Here is a 17292-nt window from a genome sequence, read left to right on the forward strand (position 1 = left end):
GACAGATTTCGCGCGCCTCGGTTAGCCTGCTAGCTGCCTGGCCCCGGCAGGGCCGCGGAGAGCGGCGGCATGGCACGACCTTCCTTCTTGAACATGCGGGACGAGAGCGCCGTGCTGCGCCTCTCGATCGCCACCACGCTGCTGATCGCCACGGGCGGCGTGCTGTTCGGCCTCTTTTCCGGCTCCTTCTCGATCATTTTCGACGGCGTCTACTCGCTCGTCGACGCCAGCATGAGCGCGCTCGCGCTCGCCGTCGTCCGCCTGATCACCTCGCATGCCGTCGACGTCGATTTGCCGCGCAAATGGCGCGAGCGTTTCACGATGGGTTTCTGGCATCTCGAACCGATGGTGCTCGCGCTGAACGGCACGCTGCTCGTCGCGGTCACCGTCTATGCGCTGATCAACGCGATCACGAGCCTGCTGGGCGGCGGCCACGCGCTGCACTTCGGCCCGGCGCTGGTCTACGCGGTGATGACGGTGAGCGTCTGCGCGGCGATGGCCCTGCTCGAAATGCGCGCCAACCGGCGCATCCGCTCGGACTTCCTGCGGCTCGACATCAAGTCGTGGATCATGTCGGCGGGCATCACGGCGGCGCTGTTGATCGCGTTCGGCGCGGGCTACGCGATCGAAGGCACGGCGTGGGCAAGCTACACGCCGTATATCGACCCTGCGGCGCTGGCCTTCGTCTGCGTGGTCATCATGCCGATTCCGCTCGCGGAGATCCGCCAGGCGCTGCTCGACATGCTGCTGGTGGCGCCCGCCGACCTCAAGGCGCAGGTCGATGCGATCGCCGTGAAATTCGTCGAGCGTTACGCGTTCCAGTATCACCGCGCCTACGTGGCGAAAGTGGGGCGGTCGCGCGAAATCGAGCTGTATTTCGTGGTGCCGCCCGAGATGCCGGCGAAGCGGCTCGCCGAATGGGACGCGATCCGCGACGAGATCGGCCGGGCCATCGGCGGCGACGAAGCGCACCGCTGGCTCACGATCATGTTCACGTGCGACCCGGAATGGGCGGAATGAGAGGGGAGGGAACGGGCGCGGGCGTGTGCGGCCCGCGCGTGCATCGGCTGAATCAGAACGCGTCAGCAGAACGCGTCAGAACACGTGTTCGGGACCGGGGAAGCTGCCTTCCTTGACGGCCTGCACATAGGCGCGCACGGCCGATTCGATGTCGGGCTGACCCGTCATGAAGTCCTTCACGAAACGTGGACGCTTGCCGGGGAAAATGCCCAGCATGTCGTGCAGCACCAGCACCTGTCCCGAGCACTCGACGCCCGCACCGATGCCGATGGTCGGAATGCGCAGCTGCTTCGTGACTTCCGTGCCGAGCGCCGCCGGCACCGCTTCGATCACCACGAGTTGCGCACCGGCGTCCTGCAGCGCGAGCGCGTCGCGGATCAGTTGCGTCGCGCCCGCATCGCTCTTGCCCTGCACCTTGAAGCCGCCGAACGCATGCACCGACTGCGGCGTAAGACCGATGTGCGCGCACACGGGCACCGCGCGCTCGACCAGCATCTTCACGGTGGGCGCGAGCCATTCGCCGCCCTCGATCTTCACCATCTGCGCGCCCGCGCGCATCAGCTTGACCGAGTTCGCGAAGGCGTCTTCGGGCGTGCCGAAGGTACCGAACGGCAGATCGGCGACGATCAGCGCCTTGGGCTGCGCGCGCGCCACCGACGCCGTGTGATAGGCGATGTCGTCGATGGTGACGGGCAGCGTGGTCGTGTGGCCCTGGAGCACGTTGCCGAGCGAGTCGCCGATCAGCACGGAATCGACGCCCGCACGGTCGCACAGCGCCGAAAAGCTCGCGTCGTAGCAGGTCAGCATGGCGATGCGCTCGCCCGCGTCGCGCATTGCCTGGAGTTTGGGCACGGTGACCGCGCTGCGGCTCGTTTCCTGCAGGTAAGTCATGGGGAATCCGTTTGGAAAAGAGAGAAACCGGAGAGGAGCGCGCCGCTTAGAGCGACGTGCCCTTGACGAAGGATTCCTTGCGGCCGCGCATGGTTTCGATACGTTCGGCGATCAGCGCAAGGTCCGCATCGGAATCGAGCGGGTGCAGATTTTCCACGCCGACGGTCAGCACCGGCGCATGGTCGTAATGATAGAAAAATTCGTTGTAGCTGTCGCAGAGGCTACGCAGAAAGGCATCGGAAATGTGCTGCTCCGCAGCCACCGCGCGCTTCTGGATGCGCGCGTAGAGCGCTTCCGGGCTCGCCTGCAGATAGACGACGAGGTCGGGCGCGCTCGTCTGCGCGGGCAGCCGTTCGGCCAGCGCGCGATAGAGCGGCAGTTCGTCTTCCGGGAGCGTGAGGCGCGCGAACACGTCGTTGCGCTCGGCGAGGAAATTGGTCACGAGCGGCACACCGGCGGCGCGGCGCGCGGCCACTTCGTGCGAGAGGCGCTCGCGCTGCAGGGCCACCGAGAGCTGCGCGGCCAGCGCGTGCCGCGAGGCGTCGCGCCAGAAGCGTTCGAGAAAGGGATTGTCGGCGTGCGACTCGAACAGGGTCTGCATCGACCAGCGTTCGGCCAGACGCGTGGCGAGCGCGGTCTTGCCCGCGCCGATCGGCCCTTCGATCGCGATGTACTGATACGCCGGACGGGCCGCGCGTGCGGTGACGACAGGTAGCGGCGTGCTCATCCGCAACGGCCCGTGGGCGTGCCCGGCGTCGCGTCCGTCGTGCTGGCGGAGGCGCTGTTCGACGATGCGTCGGCCGGCGCCTGCGACGCCATGCCCAGACACTGGCACAGCGGCTTCATCTTCTCGATGCGCTGGTCGGCCACGCCGGGCAGGAAGTCGCTCACGCGGCCCTTGCCGGGAATCTCCAGTTCGGGATCGACCTCGGCGAGCGGCGCGAGCACGAACGCGCGCACGGTCATGCGCGGATGCGGCACCATGAGATCGGGTTCGTCGATGATCTCGCCGCCGTACAGCAGGATGTCGATGTCGAGCGTGCGCGGCGCGTTGCGAAAGGGGCGTTCGCGGCCGAAATGATGCTCGACGCGGTGACACAGGCCGAGCAGCTCGCGCACGGCGAGCCGCGTGTCGAGCTTCACGACGCAGTTGAAATAGTCGTCGCCGCCCGCGTCGATCGGCGCGGTGCGGTACAGACTCGATTTCGCGAGCACGGTGATGGAGTGCTGTTGCGCGAGGCACACCACCGTGTCTTTGAGGGTCTGGCGCGCATCCCCCAGATTCGCGCCGATTCCCAGCCAGGCAACCGTCATGGCTTCACTTCCGACTATCGTTGCGGTTGACGATGGACCTTACCGCACTTTGCCGCGCCTTGCATGGCGTCAGTCCTCGTGCGGGTTGCCGTCGTCGCCGAACGAGCCATCCGCGCCGGCGCTTTCGGCGCCCACCGCGGCTTCGCCCGTTTTGCGTTTCGCTCCGCCGCGACGGCGGCGCTTGCGCGGCGAACGCTCTTTCGTGCCGCCCTGCGTGAGCAGGGTTTCGCGCGCGGTCGGGTCGCCGCTGATGAAATCGGTCCACCATTGGCCGATTTCGGCGTCGAGCTCGCCCGATTCGCAGCGCAGCAGCAGGAAATCATAGCCCGCGCGGAAACGCGGATGCTCCAGCAGCTTGATGGCGCTGCGGCCGCGCTTTTCGAGGCGCAGTTGCAGGCCCCAGATTTCGCGCATATCCGACGAGAAGCGGCGATGGATCGCCAGTTTCTCCGTTTGCGCGTCGATCACGTCGTCCATCGCGCGGTGCAGCGCCGGCACCGGGAATTCGCCCTCGGCCGTGTATTGCTGCAGACGCTGCTGCACGTCGTGCCAGAGCAGCGTGGCGAACAGGAAGCCCGGCGAAACCGGCTTGCCCGCACGCACGCGCGCGTCGGTGCTGGACAGCGCGAGCGAGATGAAGCGCTCGCCCTGCGGCTGTTCGAGGACCACGTCGAGCAGCGGCAGCAGGCCGTGATGCAGGCCTTCCTTGCGCAGCCACTTGAGGCATTCGAGCGCGTGACCCGAGAGCAGCAGCTTGAGCATCTCGTCGAACAGACGCGCCGCAGGCACGTTGTTGATGAGGTCGGCGAGATCCTGAATCGGACCGCGGGTGTTTTCTTCGATGTCGAAACCGAGCTTGGCCGCGAAACGCACCACGCGCAGCATGCGCACCGGATCTTCGCGATAACGCGTGGCCGGGTCGCCGATCATGCGCAGCAGGCGCGCGCGCATGTCGGCCATGCCGTTGTGGTAGTCCAGCACGGTTTGCGTGGCCGGATCGTAGTACATCGCGTTGATCGTGAAGTCGCGGCGCGTGGCGTCCTCGTGCTGCTCGCCCCAGACGTTGTCGCGCAGCACGCGGCCGCTCGCGTCGACGTGGTGCGTCTTGCGGTCGAGTTCGTCGCGGCGCATGCGCTTGGCCGGCGGAGCCGATTCGGCGGGCGGCGGCGGTGCATCGACGAGCGCGCGGAAAGTCGAGACTTCGATGATTTCCTGGCCGAACTGCACGTGCACGATCTGGAAGCGGCGGCCGATGATGCGCGCGCGGCGGAACAGCTTCTGCACCTGGTCGGGCGTGGCGTCCGTGGCCACGTCGAAGTCCTTGGGCGCGACGCCGAGCAGCAGGTCGCGCACCGCGCCGCCGACGATGAACGCGCGAAAACCCGCTTGCTGCAGGCCTTCGGTCACGCGCACGGCGTTGCGGGAGATCAGCGACGGGTTGATGCCGTGCACGTCGGCCGAGAGGATCACGGGCGAGATCGGCTCGCTCGCGCCCATGGCGGCGCGCGGCTTGGTGAGCGTGGCGCGCGTGCCGGACTTTGCAGCGGGCTTGCGGCGCGTGCGGGGCGCGGCTTCGTCGTCGGATGCGGAGTGGGAGGCTGCGGCTTGCGCGCCTGCGTCGTCGTGCGCGGCGGCGCTGTCGTCCTGGCCGAACAGCTTGCGGATGAATTTCTTGATCACGATGCCTGGAACAAATCGAGGATGCGCCAGCCCTTTTGTTGCGCGTGGGCGCGCAGGGTGTCGTCGGGGTTGGTCGCGATCGGGTCGGTGACCTTTTCGAGCAGCGGAATGTCGTTGTGCGAGTCGCTATAGAAGTAGCTGTGCTCGAAGTCCGACCACGTTTTGCCGAGCGAGGCGAGCCATGCTTCGACGCGCACGATCTTGCCTTCACGGTAGCTCGGCGTGCCCGTCGGGCGGCCCGTGAAGCCCGAGGCCGGATGGCCGTCGACGGTTTCGACCTCGCAGCCGATCAGCTTGTCCACCGCGAACGCCTCGGCGATGGGCGCCGTGATGAACTCGTTGGTGGCCGTGACCACGCAGCACACATCGCCCGCTTCCTTGTGCTCGCGCACCAGTTCCAGCGCGGCCGGCAGGATGGCCGGACGGATGACTTCGTGCATGAACTGGTCGTGCCACGTCTTGAGCTGCGCGCGCGAATACTTCGCGAGCGGCGTGAGCATGGCGACGAGGTAAGCGTGGATGTCGAGCTTGCCGGCCTTGTAGTCGGCGTAGAAGCGGTCGTTCTGCTCGGCGAAGCTGGTGGCGTCCACGATGCCGAGCTTCACCATGAAGCGGCCCCATTCGTGGTCGCTGTCGGTGGGGATCAGCGTGTGATCGAGATCGAAAAGTGCGAGATTAGCCATGGGCGCTCATTTTACTTGAAGCGGGTGAAGCCGTTGCCCGCGCCCGCGTCGGGCGGCGAGCCGGGGCGCTCGGGGGCGTTCGGGGTCTGCTGGGATGCGCCGGGTTCGGACTGCGCGGTATTCGGGCCGGAGCGTGCCGGGTCGTGCTCGTCCGGCGAGACGGCGGGTTCGGTTTGGGCCGCGGCGGCAGCAGGATCGGCGGGATGGGCCGGATTGGCCGGGGCGTTCGGATCGGCGGCGGGCGGATCGAGGTCGCCGTTCAGTTCGCCGCTCATTTCGTCGCTGACGTCGGCTTCCACTTCGCCCTTCAGCTCGGTGCCCAGCTCGCGGTGCACCACCGCGCGGAACGGCGCGCCCAGCTCGCCTTCGACGTTGTCGGTCGGCGGCTGGAACGGCGGCGCGCCCAGCGGCGTGCGCGGTTGCAGCGCGGGCGGCTTGGGTGCTTCGTAACCGGCTTCCTGCGCCGATTCGCCGGCTGGCTCGTTCGGGAACAGTTCGAGTTCGACGCCGCGCGGGGCGGCGAAGTCGGGGGCGGTGGGCGCGGCGGGTTCGTTCGGGGCTTGAGGCGCGTCGTGATCGACGGATTCTGTGGATTCTGTGGATTCTGTGGATTCGGCAGATGCGGTCGATTCAGCGGATTCAGCCGCGTCGTCGCCCGTCTCGCTGCCAAACGGCGCATCAGTCTCGCCGAAGCCTTCGTCGCCGCCTTCCAGCGCCGTTTCGTCGCCATTCGCCGCGTCCTCGCCGTCACCCTTCGCCAGCATCGTGCGCAGCAGCGGCAGCGTCACTGCGCGCTTCTGTTCGAGCGAGAAACGGTCGAGCTGGTTGAGCAGCTTCATCAGGCTCGGCATGTCGCGGCGGAAATGCGTGAGCAGATAGGCGGGCACGTCGTCGGCGAGATTGATGCCGCGTTCGCGCGCCGCGTGCTTGAGCACGGCCGCCTTGCCCGCGTCCGAGAGCGGCGCGAGGTGGAACACGAGGCCCCAGCCGAGGCGCGTGCGCAGATCCTCGCGCACCGCGAGGCCCATCGGCGCGGCGTTGCCGGTGGCGACCAGCGCCGTGCCCGGATGCGAGCGCACTTCGTTGAAGAGGTTGAACAGCGCGATCTGCTGCGCGCCCGAGAGCGAGTCGCAGTCGTCGACGGCGTAGATCGGCACGCGCGCGTCGAAGGTGAAGGCGGCGAGGCCGCTTTTCGGTCCGAGATAGCGCACGCGTCCGGGCGGCGTCTCGCAGGCGAGCGCGTGCAGCAGATGCGAGCGGCCGTTGCCCGGTTCGCCCCAGATGTAGAACGTGCGGTCGGCCTGCGGGTCGGCGGCGTGCGCGCCCGCGGCGAGCGCGGCGTCCAGACCGCGCAGGCGTGCGACCAGCTCCGCGTTGGCGCCGGTGTGGAAGTTGTCGAAGGTCGATGGCGGCGGGGTGCCGAGATCGAGCGTTAACTGTCGCTGCACGGTTGTCTGGCGGAAGTCAGTTCTTGTAGAGCGCGCTCGCGAGATAGCTGCGCCGCAGTTCGCGCAGCGCGATCGAGAGGATCGCGCTCGCGGGCAAGGCGAGCAGCACGCCGAAGAAGCCGAAAAGTTGCCCGAACGCGAGCAACGCGAAGATCACCGCGAGCGGATGCAGGCCGATGCGCTCGCCGACGAGGCGCGGCGTGAGGAAAAAGCCCTCGAGCACCTGGCCCACGCCGTAGATCAGCGCCACCGCGCCGAAGCCGTACCAGTTGCCGAACTGGAGCAGCGCGGCGATCAGCGCGAGCACGAGGCCGGTCGCGTAGCCGAGATACGGAATCAGCACCGCGAGGCCCGTGAACACGCCCACCGGCAGCGCGACTTCGAAGCCCGCGATCGACAGCGTGATCGCGTAGAACGCGGCCAGCACGGCCATCACCAGCAACTGGCCGCGCAGATATTGCGCGAGCATGCGGTCCATTTCGCCCGCCAGCTCCATCGTGCGCCCAAACCAGCGGCGCGGGATGAAGGTCTGCACGCGCACCAGCATCGCGTTCCAGTCGTAGAGCAGATAAAACAGCACGAGCGGCACGAGCACGGCGTTCGAGACGACTTCGATCGCCACGTTGCTGCTGGTGCGGATCGACGTCCACGCGTAGAGCGCGATGGTCTGCGCGCTGCCTTCGACGCGGCTCGTGATCAGGTCGCGCAGGCTCTGGAAGTCGAGCATCGAATCGCTGACGCCGAGAAACGCGAGCTTGGGCGTGAGCCAGTCGTGCAGATGCGTGATCATCGCCGGCACCTGCTGTTTCAGTTGCGGCCCTTCTTTCTGGATCACCGCGAGCAGCAGCACGACCAGCATCGTCACGAGCAGCGCGAACAGCAGCATCATGGCGAGCGCGGCGAGGCCGCGCGGCACGCGGCGGCGCACGAGCCAGGCCACGCCCGGCTGCAGGATGTAGGCGAGCAGGCCGCCGAGCAGGAAGGGCGTGAGGACCGGGCGGAGCAGCCACAGCACGATGCCGAAGGCGAGCGCGAGCGCGGCCCAGATGAAGGCCTGGCGCTGATACGGCGTGAAAATCGGTGTGTTCGGCGACAAATCGTGGTTTCCGGTTCTGGAGCGCGGTTTGGCGGACGGGCGCGATCGTGCGGCATGCGCGCGCCCAGGCGTGCTCGATGCGTGTCCGGGCGCGGCTCAGCGGGGCTGACAGCACGCGGCCGGCGCATTCCTGGCGGCGTCTCGCCGCCCGTCTCCAAAATACTCGCCCCAGCCGCGGCGGCGGGGCACCTGCAATCGGTTAAAATCGCATTTTACCGACCTTCTGGCACTTCCCCATGAATCAACCGAAATCCGGCCCCGCTAATCAGGCGCAAGGCCTCTCCTACGCCGACGCCGGCGTCGACATGGTCGCGGGCGACGCGCTCGTCGACCGCATCAAGCCGTTTGCGAAGAAGACCCTGCGCGAAGGCGTGATGGGCGGCATCGGCGGATTCGGCGCGCTCTTCGAAGTGCCGAAGCGTTACAAGGAACCGGTGCTCGTTTCGGGCACCGACGGCGTGGGCACCAAGCTGCGCCTCGCGTTTCATCTGAACAAACACGATACGGTCGGCCAGGATCTCGTCGCGATGAGCGTGAACGACATTCTCGTGCAGGGCGCCGAGCCGCTGTTCTTCCTCGACTATTTCGCCTGCGGCAAGCTGGACGTCGACACGGCGGCCACGGTCGTGAAGGGCATCGCGCAGGGCTGCGAGCTGTCGGGCTGCGCGCTGATCGGCGGCGAAACGGCCGAAATGCCGGGCATGTACCCGGACGGCGAATACGACCTCGCGGGCTTCGCGGTCGGCGCCGTGGAAAAGAGCAAGATCATCGACGGTAGCACGATCGTCCCCGGCGACGTGGTGCTGGGCCTCGCGTCGAGCGGCATCCACTCGAACGGCTTCTCGCTCGTGCGCAAGATCATCGAGCGCGCGAACCCCGACCTGAACGCCGACTTCGACGGCCGCTCGCTGGGCGACGCGCTGATGGCGCCCACGCGCATCTACGTGAAGCCGCTGCTCAAGCTGATGGAAACCGTCGACGTGAAGGGCATGGCGCACATCACCGGCGGCGGTCTGGTCGAAAACATTCCGCGCGTGCTGCGCGAAGGCCTCACGGCTGAACTGGATCACGCGGCATGGCCGCTGCCGCCGCTGTTCTTGTGGCTGCAGAAGGAAGGCGGTGTCGCCGACGCGGAAATGCACCGCGTGTTCAACTGCGGCATCGGCATGGCCGTGATCGTGGCGGCGGATCAGGCCGATGCGGCCGCGTCGCTGCTGGCGGCGGCGGGCGAGCAGGTCTGGAAGATCGGCGTCGTGCGCGAAAGCAAGGAAGGCGAAGCGCAGACCGTGGTGGTCTGAGCGGGTCCAGCCGGCTAAGAAGGCAGTCTGAAACCATCGCGCCGGTTCGGCGAGGCTTCCCGAAAGAAGCCCGCCGAACCGGCGCGATGTCGTTTACGGCGCGCGAGCGTCGCGCGTCACAGCACCGTGCGCACGTGCCACAGCTCCGGAAACAGCACGACATCGAGCATCTTGCGCAGATACGGCGCGCCATTGGTGCCGCCCGTGCCCTGCTTGAAGCCGATGATGCGCTCGACCGTGGTCACGTGGCGGAAACGCCACTGGCGGAACGCGTCTTCGAGATCGACGAGTTCCTCGGCCATTTCGTACAGATCCCAGTGCTTCGACGGATTGCGGTAGATCTCCAGCCACGCGGCCTCGACGCTGCTGTCGTGCTCCGTCGCCTGCGTCCAGTCGCGCGCGAGCCGCTCGGGCGCGATCGCGAACCCGCGCCGCGCGAGCAGGCGGATCACTTCGTCGTAGAACGAGGGCGCGTCGAGCGTCGCCTTCACCTGCGCGTGGATTTCGGGCCGATGCTCGTGCGGCTTGAGCATCTGCGCGTTCTTGTTGCCGAGCAGAAACTCGATCATGCGGTACTGATACGACTGGAAGCCCGACGAAGCGCCCAGATACGGCCGCATCGACGTGTACTCCGAAGGCGTCATGGTCGACAACACGTTCCACGCCTGCACCAGTTGTTCGAGAATGCGCGAGACGCGCGCGAGCTGCTTGAACGCGGGCGGCAGCTCGTCGCGATGCACGTTCGCGAGCGCGGCGTGCAGTTCGTAGAGCGCGAGCTTCATCCACAATTCGCTCGTCTGATGCTGGACGATGAACAGCATCTCGTTGTGATCCGGCGAGAGCGGATGCTGCGCGTTGAGCACCTTGTCGAGGCCGAGGTAATCGCCGTAGCTCATCGACTTCGAGAAGTCGAGTTGCGCGTCGTGCCAGCCGTCGCCCTGTTCGGCGGCCGGTGCTGCCTCCGTGTGAGCCGGTGCCGCTGCCGTCGCCGCGCCATGCCCAAACGGACAACCGCCGCGCGGCGCGTCGTTCGACGCATTCGTCTCTTCGGGCACGCCGGGAATCTGCATGTGGTCGTTCATCGTGCGTTCCTCAGGTCACCGCGCCGCGCGCGGCGAATTCCGGCTTGCGCCATTGTTCCGTGGCGAGCACGTCGCGCAGCGTTTCGACGGCGTCCCAGACATCGGCGTAACCGATGTAGAGCGGCGTGAAGCCGAAGCGCAGCACGCGCGGCTCGCGATAGTCGCCGATCACGCCGCGCGCGATCAGCGCCTGCATCACTTCATAGCCGTGCGGGTGTTCGAAGCTCACGTGCGAGCCGCGGCGCGCATGCTCGCGCGGCGTGACGAGCGTGAGGTCGAGACCGGCGCAGCGCGTCTCCACCAGTTCGATGAAGAGATCGGTCAGCGCGAGCGATTTTTCGCGGATCGCCGGCATGCCCGTTTGCAGGAACACGTCGAGGCCGCATTCGACCAGCGCCATCGAAATGATCGGCTGCGTGCCGCACAGATAGCGGCCGATGCCGTCGTCGGGACGATATTGCGGATTCATTTCGAACGGCGACTTGTGCCCCCACCAGCCCGACAGCGGTTGCGAGAAGGTGTTCTGATTGCGCCTGGGCACCCACACGAAACCGGGCGAGCCGGGGCCGCCGTTCAGATACTTGTACGTGCAACCGACCGCGTAATCGGCGTTCACGCCATTCAGATCGACCGGCACCGCGCCCGCGGAATGCGCGAGATCCCAGAGCGCGAGCGCGCCTTGCGCGTGGATGTGCTCCGTGAGCGCGCGCATGTCGTGCATTTCGCCGGTGCGATAGTTCACGTGCGTGATCATGGCGACGGCGACGTCCTCGCGGATCGCCGCGGGCAATTCGCTCGGGTCGTCGACGAGACGCAGTTCGTAGCCGCGATCGAGCTGCTCGATCAGGCCTTGCGCGATGTACAGATCGCTCGGGAAATTCGAGCGTTCCGAGACAATCACGCGACGCTTCGGATCGCGCGCGTTCTGCACGCGCAGCGCGGCGGAGAGCGCCTTGAAGAGATTGATCGAGATGGTGTCGGTGACCACGACTTCGTCTTCGGCCGCGCCGATCAGCGGCGCGAGCTTGTTGCCGAGGCGGCGCGGCAGCGCGAACCAGCCCGCTGTGTTCCAGCTGCGGATCAGGCCTTCGCCCCATTCGCCGCCGATCACGGCCTGGGCGCGCGCGGCGCTCGCTTTCGGCGGCACGCCGAGCGAGTTGCCGTCGAGATAAATGGTATCGGGCGCGAGCGCGAACTGGTCGCGCCGCGCGGCGAGCGGGTCGGCGCGGTCGAGCGCGAGGGCTGCGTGTCGGTCGTTCATGGTCGATGCAATTCCGGTGGGGAGGAGAGTCAGTTTGCCGATGCCGGCAGCGCGCGCAGCACGGCGCGCACGGGGCTGGCGTCGAGCGTCGCGAATTTGAGCGGCAGCGCGATGAGTTCGTAGTCGCCGGGCGCGACGGCGTCGAGCACCACGCCTTCGAGGATCGCCATGCGATGCGCGCGGATGCGGTGATGCGCGTCCATCGTCTTCGATTCCTGCGGGTCGAGCGAGGGCGTGTCGATGCCGATCAGCCGTACGCCGTGCGCCGCGAGCAGATCGACGGTTTCGGGCGCGACCGCGCAGAACGCGCTGTCCCAGCGGTCCTGCGGCGCGCTCGCGTAAGTGCGCAGCAGCACGCGCGGCGGGATGCCGTCCAGCGCGGCCTGCACGTGTTCGGGCAGCACGACGGGCGTCGCGCCGACGCAGTCGATCACCCGGCACGCGCCGATATACGTATCGAGCGGCACCTCGCCGATGGGCGCGCCGTCGGCGTCGTAATGGAGCGGGGCGTCGGTGTGCGCGCCGGTGTGCGGCGAAAGCGTGACGCGCGCCACGTTCACCGGCGAACCCGCTTCCATGCGCCAGACGCGCTCGACGGTCACGGGCGTATCGCCCGGCCAGACGGGCGTTGCGGGGTGGATGGGCGGGGAAATGTCCCAGAGGTCGTTCATCTTGCTGACAAGGTTGTCTCGTTATTTTTCGAATGATAGGCAACCCGCCGCGAAATGTGCTTGCGAAAAAAACGCCGCAAGCTACAGTTCTTGGCACATAATTTGTTACAAGACGGGAAAGGAGACCAAATATGAACGCTATCTCGCTCGACGCTACCGATTGCCGGATTCTCTCCGTGCTGCAGAACGAGGGCCGCATCAGTAACCTCGATCTGGCCGAACGCATTTCACTGTCGCCGTCCGCGTGTTTGCGGCGACTGCGCCTGCTCGAAGAGCAAGGCGTGGTCGAGCGCTATCGCGCCTGTCTGAACCGGGAGATTCTCGGTTTCGAGATGGAAGCCTTCGTGCAGGTGTCGATGCGCAACGACCAGGAAAGCTGGCACGAGCGCTTCGTGACGGCGCTGCGCGACTGGCCGGAGGTGGTGGGAGCGTACGTCGTGACCGGGGAAACGCATTACCTGCTGCGGGTGCTCGCGCACAACCTCAAGCACTACTCGGACTTCGTGCTCAACAAGCTCTACAAGGCGCCCGGCGTGATGGACATCCGCTCGAACATCGTGCTGACGACGCTCAAGGTGGAGGCGGGCGTGCCCGTCGATCTGATCGCGCAGCGCGCCGAGCAGAAGACGGCACCGGTCTGACGTTTTTGCACGCGCCGATGTAAAAAGGGCCGCTTCGAGCGGCCCTTGGCGTTGGCGCGGCGGATCGTGCCTGCGATCCGCCTAAAGCGATTGCAGCCGATGGAAACCGCCGCCGTGGAAGACCAGCGGCGAGTCGGCGTCGAGATCCTCGCGCACGCCGCAACGCTCCACTTCGCCGACGAAGATCACGTGGTCGCCTTCGTCGTAGCGGCTGCGGTTGTGGCATTCGAACCAGGCGATGGCGCCGTCGAGCACGGGCATGCCGGTGTCGCCGGCCGCGTGCGAAACGCCTTCGAAGCGGTCGCCCTTCACGGTGGCGAAGCGCTTGCACAGGTCGAGCTGCGACGCCGCGAGCACATTCACCACATAATGGCTGTTGCTGCGGAACACCGGCATCGAGGCCGAGCGCGTGGCGAGGCTCCAGAGCACGAGCGGCGGCGTGAGCGACACCGAGTTGAACGAACTCGCGGTGATGCCGATCAGCGAGCCGTCGGGCGCCTGGGTCGTGATGACCGTGACGCCGGTCGCGAACTGGCCGAGCGCGCGGCGGAAGGCGGCGGCGTCGAAATTGGGCGGGCTGGCGCGGCGGGTCATCGTTGCGCGCCTTCGGCGTAATGGGTGGCGATCAGCAAAGTCATGTGGAATTTCAGCGGATTGCCCCAATTTTAGCGAAAAGCGGCGCGCGACAGGCTGTACACCCACTCGCGCGCCGGGTTACCTGGGGCGGCGTGGCGCCATGCGCGGCGTGCGAAGCCGGCGCGGCGCAGCGCCGGCGCCCCATCACAGGAGAGTTCAGCATGAGTCAGACAGTCGAAACGGCCACGCTCGGCGGCGGATGTTTCTGGTGCCTCGAGGCGGTATTTCTGCGCGTAGACGGCGTGCTCGCGGTCGAATCGGGCTACGCGGGCGGCCACACCACGAACCCGTCCTACGAGCAGGTCTGCGACGGCGAAACCGGCCACGCCGAAGTCGTGAAGGTCGATTTCGATCCCGCGAAGATCGGCTATCGCGAGATTCTCGACATCTTCTTCGCGATTCACGATCCGACCCAGTTGAACCGCCAGGGCAACGACGTCGGCACGCAATACCGCTCGGCGATCTTCACGCATTCGGATGCGCAGCGCGATATCGCCGAACAGGCCATTCGCGAGCTGGCGGCCGAGGGCGTCTACGACGGCAAGATCGTCACGCAGGTGCTGCCGCTCGACGGCAACTATTTCCCGGCCGAGGCGTATCACCAGAATTACTTCGCGCAGCACCCGGATCAGGGCTACTGCGCGTTCGTGGTGGCGCCGAAGGTGGCGAAATTCCGCCAGAAGTTCGCGCATCGGCTCAAGGCTGACTGATCTTCCGACTGGATAGCCGATGAAAACGGCGGGCGCTTTGCGGCGTCCGCCGTTTTTTATTGCGCGGACGAATCGATGGAGGCGGCGATGTCGGCGACATCGGTGGCCGCTTCGGCACGCAGACGCTGCACTTCATCGACGATGGCGCGCGCGAGCTTCTGGCAGGTCAGCGGCGCCGAGCCTTCGGCCTTGTTGTTGGTCGTGATCAGTACCGGCTGGCCCGCGATCACGTAGCGTGCCGCGAGTTCGGCGAGCGCGTCGCGCGTGTGCGGGTCTTCGTCGACGAGCTTGTCGAACGGCTCGTAGCGCGCCTTCGCCTGCTCGTACTTGAAGCCGCTGTGCAGGCTCCAGCGCACGATCAGCGGACCGGCGGGCGCTTCGCCGTCCATCAGCGCGAGCGCGGCGGCCTGGCGCAGCGGGTCGGGCATGCGCGCGTGCAGGCCCACGCAGTAGCGCACGCCCGCCGCGCGCAGCATGCGCACGAAGCGCGGCGTGAGCAGGATGGCGTCGCGGATCTCGACGGCGTAGCAGGTCGCATCGCCCGGCGCGGCGTCGGCGGCCGGTGCCGGGAGCGGCGGCAGCGCGGCCAGAAACGCGGCGAGGCGCTCGACGAAGGTCGTCGGATCGGCGAGCAACTGGTCGGTCAGCGGCGGAAACTGGAACACCAGCGCCCCCGCTTTCGCGCCGAGGCCCGCGAGGCACGGCTCGACGAATTCGCGCGCGGCCAGCTCGGGATTCAGGAAGCAGGGATTGGCCGAGACCGGCTCGCCGCGATCGCCGCGCACGCTGGCGTCGGTGATGAGCGCGGGCGCCTTGATGATGAAGCGGAAGTGGTCCGGCACCTGCTGCGCGTAGCGCAGGTAGTCGGTGACCGTGAGCGGCGCGTAGAACGAGCGGTCGATGCTCACCGAGCGCAACAGCGGATGCGCGCCGTAAGCGGCAAGACCGTCGCGGGCGAGCTTCGAATTGCTGTAGTCGTCGCCGTAGACGAGGCCGCGCCAGCCCGGAAACGACCACGACGACGTGCCCAGACGCACGCCTGCGGGCAGTTCGGCGCCGAGATCGAGCACGTCTTGCGCGAGTTCGGCGGGCAGCACGCCGCGCGCGCGGCGCTTCGGGGCGGGCGGGGTATCGCCGGATTCGGACGTCGGAGCGGGTTTGGGGCGTTTCGGTTTTGGCGCGGGGTCGCTGTCGGCGCTTGCGTTGGCGACATCGGCGGTCTTGGCGCGCTTCGGCAGTTCGGGCGGCACGAAGCCGAACAGATCGGTTTGCGGCGGTTCGCCCCTGGGCGTTGTGTCCACCGCGCGCGCGGTGCGGCGTTCGCGCGGTCGGCGTGTGGTCGATCCGGCGCTCGATCCACCCTCAGGCGCGAGGCCGGAACCGTCGTTCTCCAGGGCGCCGAAAAGGCCGTCGTCGCGTTCGTTCATGCTCGTCTGGTCAGTGGCGAAAGGCCGGTGGCAAAAAAGCGCCGTTCGCCTGGCGCGGACGGGCGGCGAATCCGTATTGCGCGCCGCCCGCGCCGTCGCCCCGTGTTACAGCGGCTTCTCGTACATGTAGCGGCGCGACCAGGGCAGCGTCGTCGCGCTGCGTCCGGCCTTGCGGCAGACGATCTGATAGATCGACACGTCGTCGTGCTCGAACGCGTACGCGCAGCCGGCCAGATAGACGCGCCAGATGCGGAACTTCTCGTCGTCGACGAGTTGCTTCGCTTCCTGCGCGCGCGCCTCGAAATTGTCCGCCCAGAGGTCGAGCGTGTGCGCATAGTGACGGCGCAGGCTCTCCACGTCAACCGCCTCCAGTCCGCCGCGCTGCGCCGCTTCGAGCGCGAGGCCGATATGCGGCAGTTCGCCGTCCGGGAACACGTAACGGTCGATGAACTCGCCGCCGCCCAGCGCTGTCTCGCCGCTTTCCGCGTCGCTCGACGTGATGCCGTGATTCATGGCGACGCCGTCGTCGGCGAGCAGTTCGCGCACCTTCGTGAAGTAGCCCGGCAGATTTTTGCGCCCGACGTGCTCGAACATGCCCACGCTCGTGATGCGATCGAACTGGCCCGTGACGTCGCGGTAATCCTGCAGACGGATCTCGATGCGGTCCTGCAGGCCCGCGTCCTTGACGCGCTGCGTCGCGAGATCGAACTGGTTCTGCGAAAGCGTCACGCCCACGCAGCGCGCGCCGAACTTCTGCGCGGCGCGCAGCACGAGCGCGCCCCAGCCGCAACCGATGTCGAGCAGCGTCTGGTCCGGCTGCAACTGGATCTTGGTGAGGATGTGATCGATCTTCTTCAGTTGCGCGGTGGCGAGGTCTTCGTCGCCGTTCTCGAAGTAGGCGCAGGAATAGACCATGTTCTCGTCGAGCCACAGCTTGTAGAAGTCGTTCGAGACATCGTAGTGATACTGGATCGCGCGCTTGTCGGTGGTCTTCGAGTGCGTGAAATAGCGGCGCACGCGCGCGAGCTTGCTGGCGCTCGTGACCGTGTTGCGGGCGAGCGAATAGCTGATGTTGATGATGTCGGCGAGCTTGCCTTCGATGTCGATCTTGCCCTTCACGTAGGCCTCGCCGAGATTGTCGAGGCTCGGTTCGAGCAGCAGCGGCAGCGCCGCCGCGCTATTGACCTTCAGCGTGACCTGCGGCGCGGCGAAATTCCCGAAGTCGTATTGCTGACCGCTCCAGAGCACGAGCCGCGCGGGCAGGTTGGCCTTGTTGCGCACTTCGTCGACCCATTGCGCGAGTTTTTTCTCCCAGAACATGCGTTTTCTCCCTGTCCGATGAACGAGTGAAGCCCAAAGACACAAGCGAATTGCGATGCCAGCGATGAAGCCAAAACGGGGCGGCGCGGCGGCGTCGGTCGCCGCGCCGGGGTA

The 17292-nt window shown here is 67.0% G+C and carries 16 protein-coding genes and 1 pseudogene; 4 read left to right on the top strand and 13 right to left on the bottom strand.

Features of this window, described 5'->3' with window-relative positions; all coding sequences use genetic code 11:
* Window positions 1-69 precede the first annotated feature (69 nt).
* Entirely contained in the window at window positions 70-1020 is a 951-nt protein-coding gene (locus G5S35_RS02470) for a cation diffusion facilitator family transporter (protein ID WP_183038534.1), read from the top strand.
* 75 nt (window positions 1021-1095) lie between these two features.
* Here G5S35_RS02470 and panB read toward each other — a convergent pair whose 3' ends face one another.
* The 7 genes and pseudogenes from panB to G5S35_RS02505 form a co-directional block, all read right to left on the bottom strand.
* Entirely contained in the window at window positions 1096-1911 is an 816-nt protein-coding gene (gene panB, locus G5S35_RS02475) for a 3-methyl-2-oxobutanoate hydroxymethyltransferase (RefSeq protein ID WP_074981592.1), read from the bottom strand.
* A 46-nt stretch (window positions 1912-1957) separates the two neighbouring features.
* Window positions 1958-2638 (bottom strand): deoxynucleoside kinase, encoded by a 681-nt coding sequence (locus G5S35_RS02480; RefSeq protein WP_065057168.1) that lies wholly within the window; start codon window positions 2636-2638, stop codon window positions 1958-1960.
* Complete coding sequence (folK, locus tag G5S35_RS02485; RefSeq protein ID WP_183038535.1) at window positions 2635-3225, bottom strand: 2-amino-4-hydroxy-6-hydroxymethyldihydropteridine diphosphokinase; 591 nt, start codon at window positions 3223-3225, stop codon at window positions 2635-2637. Before folK ends, G5S35_RS02480 begins: the two co-directional genes overlap by 4 nt.
* A 69-nt stretch (window positions 3226-3294) precedes the next feature.
* The gene (gene pcnB / locus G5S35_RS02490; RefSeq protein ID WP_065057170.1) at window positions 3295-4905 is read right to left on the bottom strand and encodes a polynucleotide adenylyltransferase PcnB; all 1611 of its coding nucleotides are present in this window, start codon (window positions 4903-4905) and stop codon (window positions 3295-3297) included.
* Window positions 4902-5588 (bottom strand): histidinol-phosphatase, encoded by a 687-nt coding sequence (locus tag G5S35_RS02495; protein WP_065057171.1) that lies wholly within the window; start codon window positions 5586-5588, stop codon window positions 4902-4904. Before G5S35_RS02495 ends, pcnB begins: the two co-directional genes overlap by 4 nt.
* A gap of 725 nt (window positions 5589-6313) precedes the next feature.
* Window positions 6314-7036, bottom strand: a pseudogene (hda, locus tag G5S35_RS02500) (DnaA regulatory inactivator Hda); the annotation flags it as partial.
* A gap of 16 nt (window positions 7037-7052) precedes the next feature.
* Window positions 7053-8132: an AI-2E family transporter gene (locus tag G5S35_RS02505; RefSeq protein ID WP_065057172.1), complete on the bottom strand. Its 1080-nt coding sequence runs from the start codon at window positions 8130-8132 to the stop codon at window positions 7053-7055.
* 236 nt (window positions 8133-8368) lie between these two features.
* Here G5S35_RS02505 and purM point away from each other — a divergent pair, with 236 nt between their 5' ends.
* Window positions 8369-9430: a phosphoribosylformylglycinamidine cyclo-ligase gene (gene purM, locus G5S35_RS02510; RefSeq protein WP_074981599.1), complete on the top strand. Its 1062-nt coding sequence runs from the start codon at window positions 8369-8371 to the stop codon at window positions 9428-9430.
* A gap of 116 nt (window positions 9431-9546) precedes the next feature.
* On the opposite strand, the gene kynA is transcribed toward purM, so the two are convergent.
* The 3 genes from kynA to kynB are packed head-to-tail and all read right to left on the bottom strand — an operon-like array spanning window position 9547 to window position 12444.
* Window positions 9547-10512, bottom strand: a complete 966-nt coding sequence (gene kynA, locus G5S35_RS02515; protein ID WP_176080393.1) for a tryptophan 2,3-dioxygenase — start codon at window positions 10510-10512, stop codon at window positions 9547-9549.
* A 10-nt stretch (window positions 10513-10522) separates the two neighbouring features.
* Entirely contained in the window at window positions 10523-11773 is a 1251-nt protein-coding gene (gene kynU / locus G5S35_RS02520; RefSeq protein WP_124262544.1) for a kynureninase, read from the bottom strand.
* A gap of 29 nt (window positions 11774-11802) precedes the next feature.
* On the bottom strand, window positions 11803-12444 hold the full coding sequence (kynB, locus tag G5S35_RS02525; RefSeq protein WP_183038536.1) for an arylformamidase: 642 nt from the start codon (window positions 12442-12444) through the stop codon (window positions 11803-11805).
* A 131-nt stretch (window positions 12445-12575) separates the two neighbouring features.
* On the opposite strand from kynB, the gene G5S35_RS02530 reads away from it, so the two are divergent.
* A complete protein-coding gene (locus G5S35_RS02530) occupies window positions 12576-13085 on the top strand; it encodes an Lrp/AsnC family transcriptional regulator (RefSeq protein WP_065057177.1) in 510 nt (169 codons plus the stop codon).
* Window positions 13086-13166: 81 nt separating this feature from the next.
* Here G5S35_RS02530 and G5S35_RS02535 read toward each other — a convergent pair whose 3' ends face one another.
* Window positions 13167-13679: a flavin reductase family protein gene (locus G5S35_RS02535; RefSeq protein WP_065057178.1), complete on the bottom strand. Its 513-nt coding sequence runs from the start codon at window positions 13677-13679 to the stop codon at window positions 13167-13169.
* Between the two features lie 203 nt (window positions 13680-13882).
* Between G5S35_RS02535 and msrA the strand changes: the two genes are divergently transcribed.
* Window positions 13883-14431, top strand: a complete 549-nt coding sequence (gene msrA / locus G5S35_RS02540; protein WP_110325495.1) for a peptide-methionine (S)-S-oxide reductase MsrA — start codon at window positions 13883-13885, stop codon at window positions 14429-14431.
* A 56-nt stretch (window positions 14432-14487) separates the two neighbouring features.
* Here the strand turns inward: msrA and G5S35_RS02545 are convergent, their stop codons facing one another.
* On the bottom strand, window positions 14488-15858 hold the full coding sequence (locus G5S35_RS02545; protein WP_237181322.1) for a DUF72 domain-containing protein: 1371 nt from the start codon (window positions 15856-15858) through the stop codon (window positions 14488-14490).
* Window positions 15859-15963: 105 nt separating this feature from the next.
* Window positions 15964-17178 carry an SAM-dependent methyltransferase gene (locus G5S35_RS02550; protein WP_183038537.1) on the bottom strand — a complete coding sequence of 405 codons (1215 nt, stop codon included), beginning with the start codon at window positions 17176-17178 and terminating at the stop codon, window positions 15964-15966.
* Between the last annotated feature and the right edge of the window lie 114 nt (window positions 17179-17292).

This window comes from Paraburkholderia tropica (assembly GCF_014171495.1).
Classification (GTDB): Bacteria; Pseudomonadota; Gammaproteobacteria; order Burkholderiales; family Burkholderiaceae; genus Paraburkholderia; species Paraburkholderia tropica.

Bases quoted from the DNA above. Each gene is read 5' to 3' on its own strand.
- G5S35_RS02470 (WP_183038534.1), top strand. From the start codon at position 70: ATGGCACGACCTTCCTTCTTGAACATGCGGGACGAGAGCGCCGTGCTG.
- panB (WP_074981592.1), bottom strand. From the start codon at position 1,911: ATGACTTACCTGCAGGAAACGAGCCGCAGCGCGGTCACCGTGCCCAAA.
- G5S35_RS02480 (WP_065057168.1), bottom strand. From the start codon at position 2,638: ATGAGCACGCCGCTACCTGTCGTCACCGCACGCGCGGCCCGTCCGGCG.
- folK (WP_183038535.1), bottom strand. From the start codon at position 3,225: ATGACGGTTGCCTGGCTGGGAATCGGCGCGAATCTGGGGGATGCGCGC.
- G5S35_RS02495 (WP_065057171.1), bottom strand. From the start codon at position 5,588: ATGGCTAATCTCGCACTTTTCGATCTCGATCACACGCTGATCCCCACC.
- purM (WP_074981599.1), top strand. From the start codon at position 8,369: ATGAATCAACCGAAATCCGGCCCCGCTAATCAGGCGCAAGGCCTCTCC.
- kynA (WP_176080393.1), bottom strand. From the start codon at position 10,512: ATGAACGACCACATGCAGATTCCCGGCGTGCCCGAAGAGACGAATGCG.
- kynU (WP_124262544.1), bottom strand. From the start codon at position 11,773: ATGAACGACCGACACGCAGCCCTCGCGCTCGACCGCGCCGACCCGCTC.
- kynB (WP_183038536.1), bottom strand. From the start codon at position 12,444: ATGAACGACCTCTGGGACATTTCCCCGCCCATCCACCCCGCAACGCCC.
- G5S35_RS02530 (WP_065057177.1), top strand. From the start codon at position 12,576: ATGAACGCTATCTCGCTCGACGCTACCGATTGCCGGATTCTCTCCGTG.
- G5S35_RS02535 (WP_065057178.1), bottom strand. From the start codon at position 13,679: ATGACCCGCCGCGCCAGCCCGCCCAATTTCGACGCCGCCGCCTTCCGC.
- msrA (WP_110325495.1), top strand. From the start codon at position 13,883: ATGAGTCAGACAGTCGAAACGGCCACGCTCGGCGGCGGATGTTTCTGG.
- G5S35_RS02545 (WP_237181322.1), bottom strand. From the start codon at position 15,858: ATGAACGAACGCGACGACGGCCTTTTCGGCGCCCTGGAGAACGACGGT.
- G5S35_RS02550 (WP_183038537.1), bottom strand. From the start codon at position 17,178: ATGTTCTGGGAGAAAAAACTCGCGCAATGGGTCGACGAAGTGCGCAAC.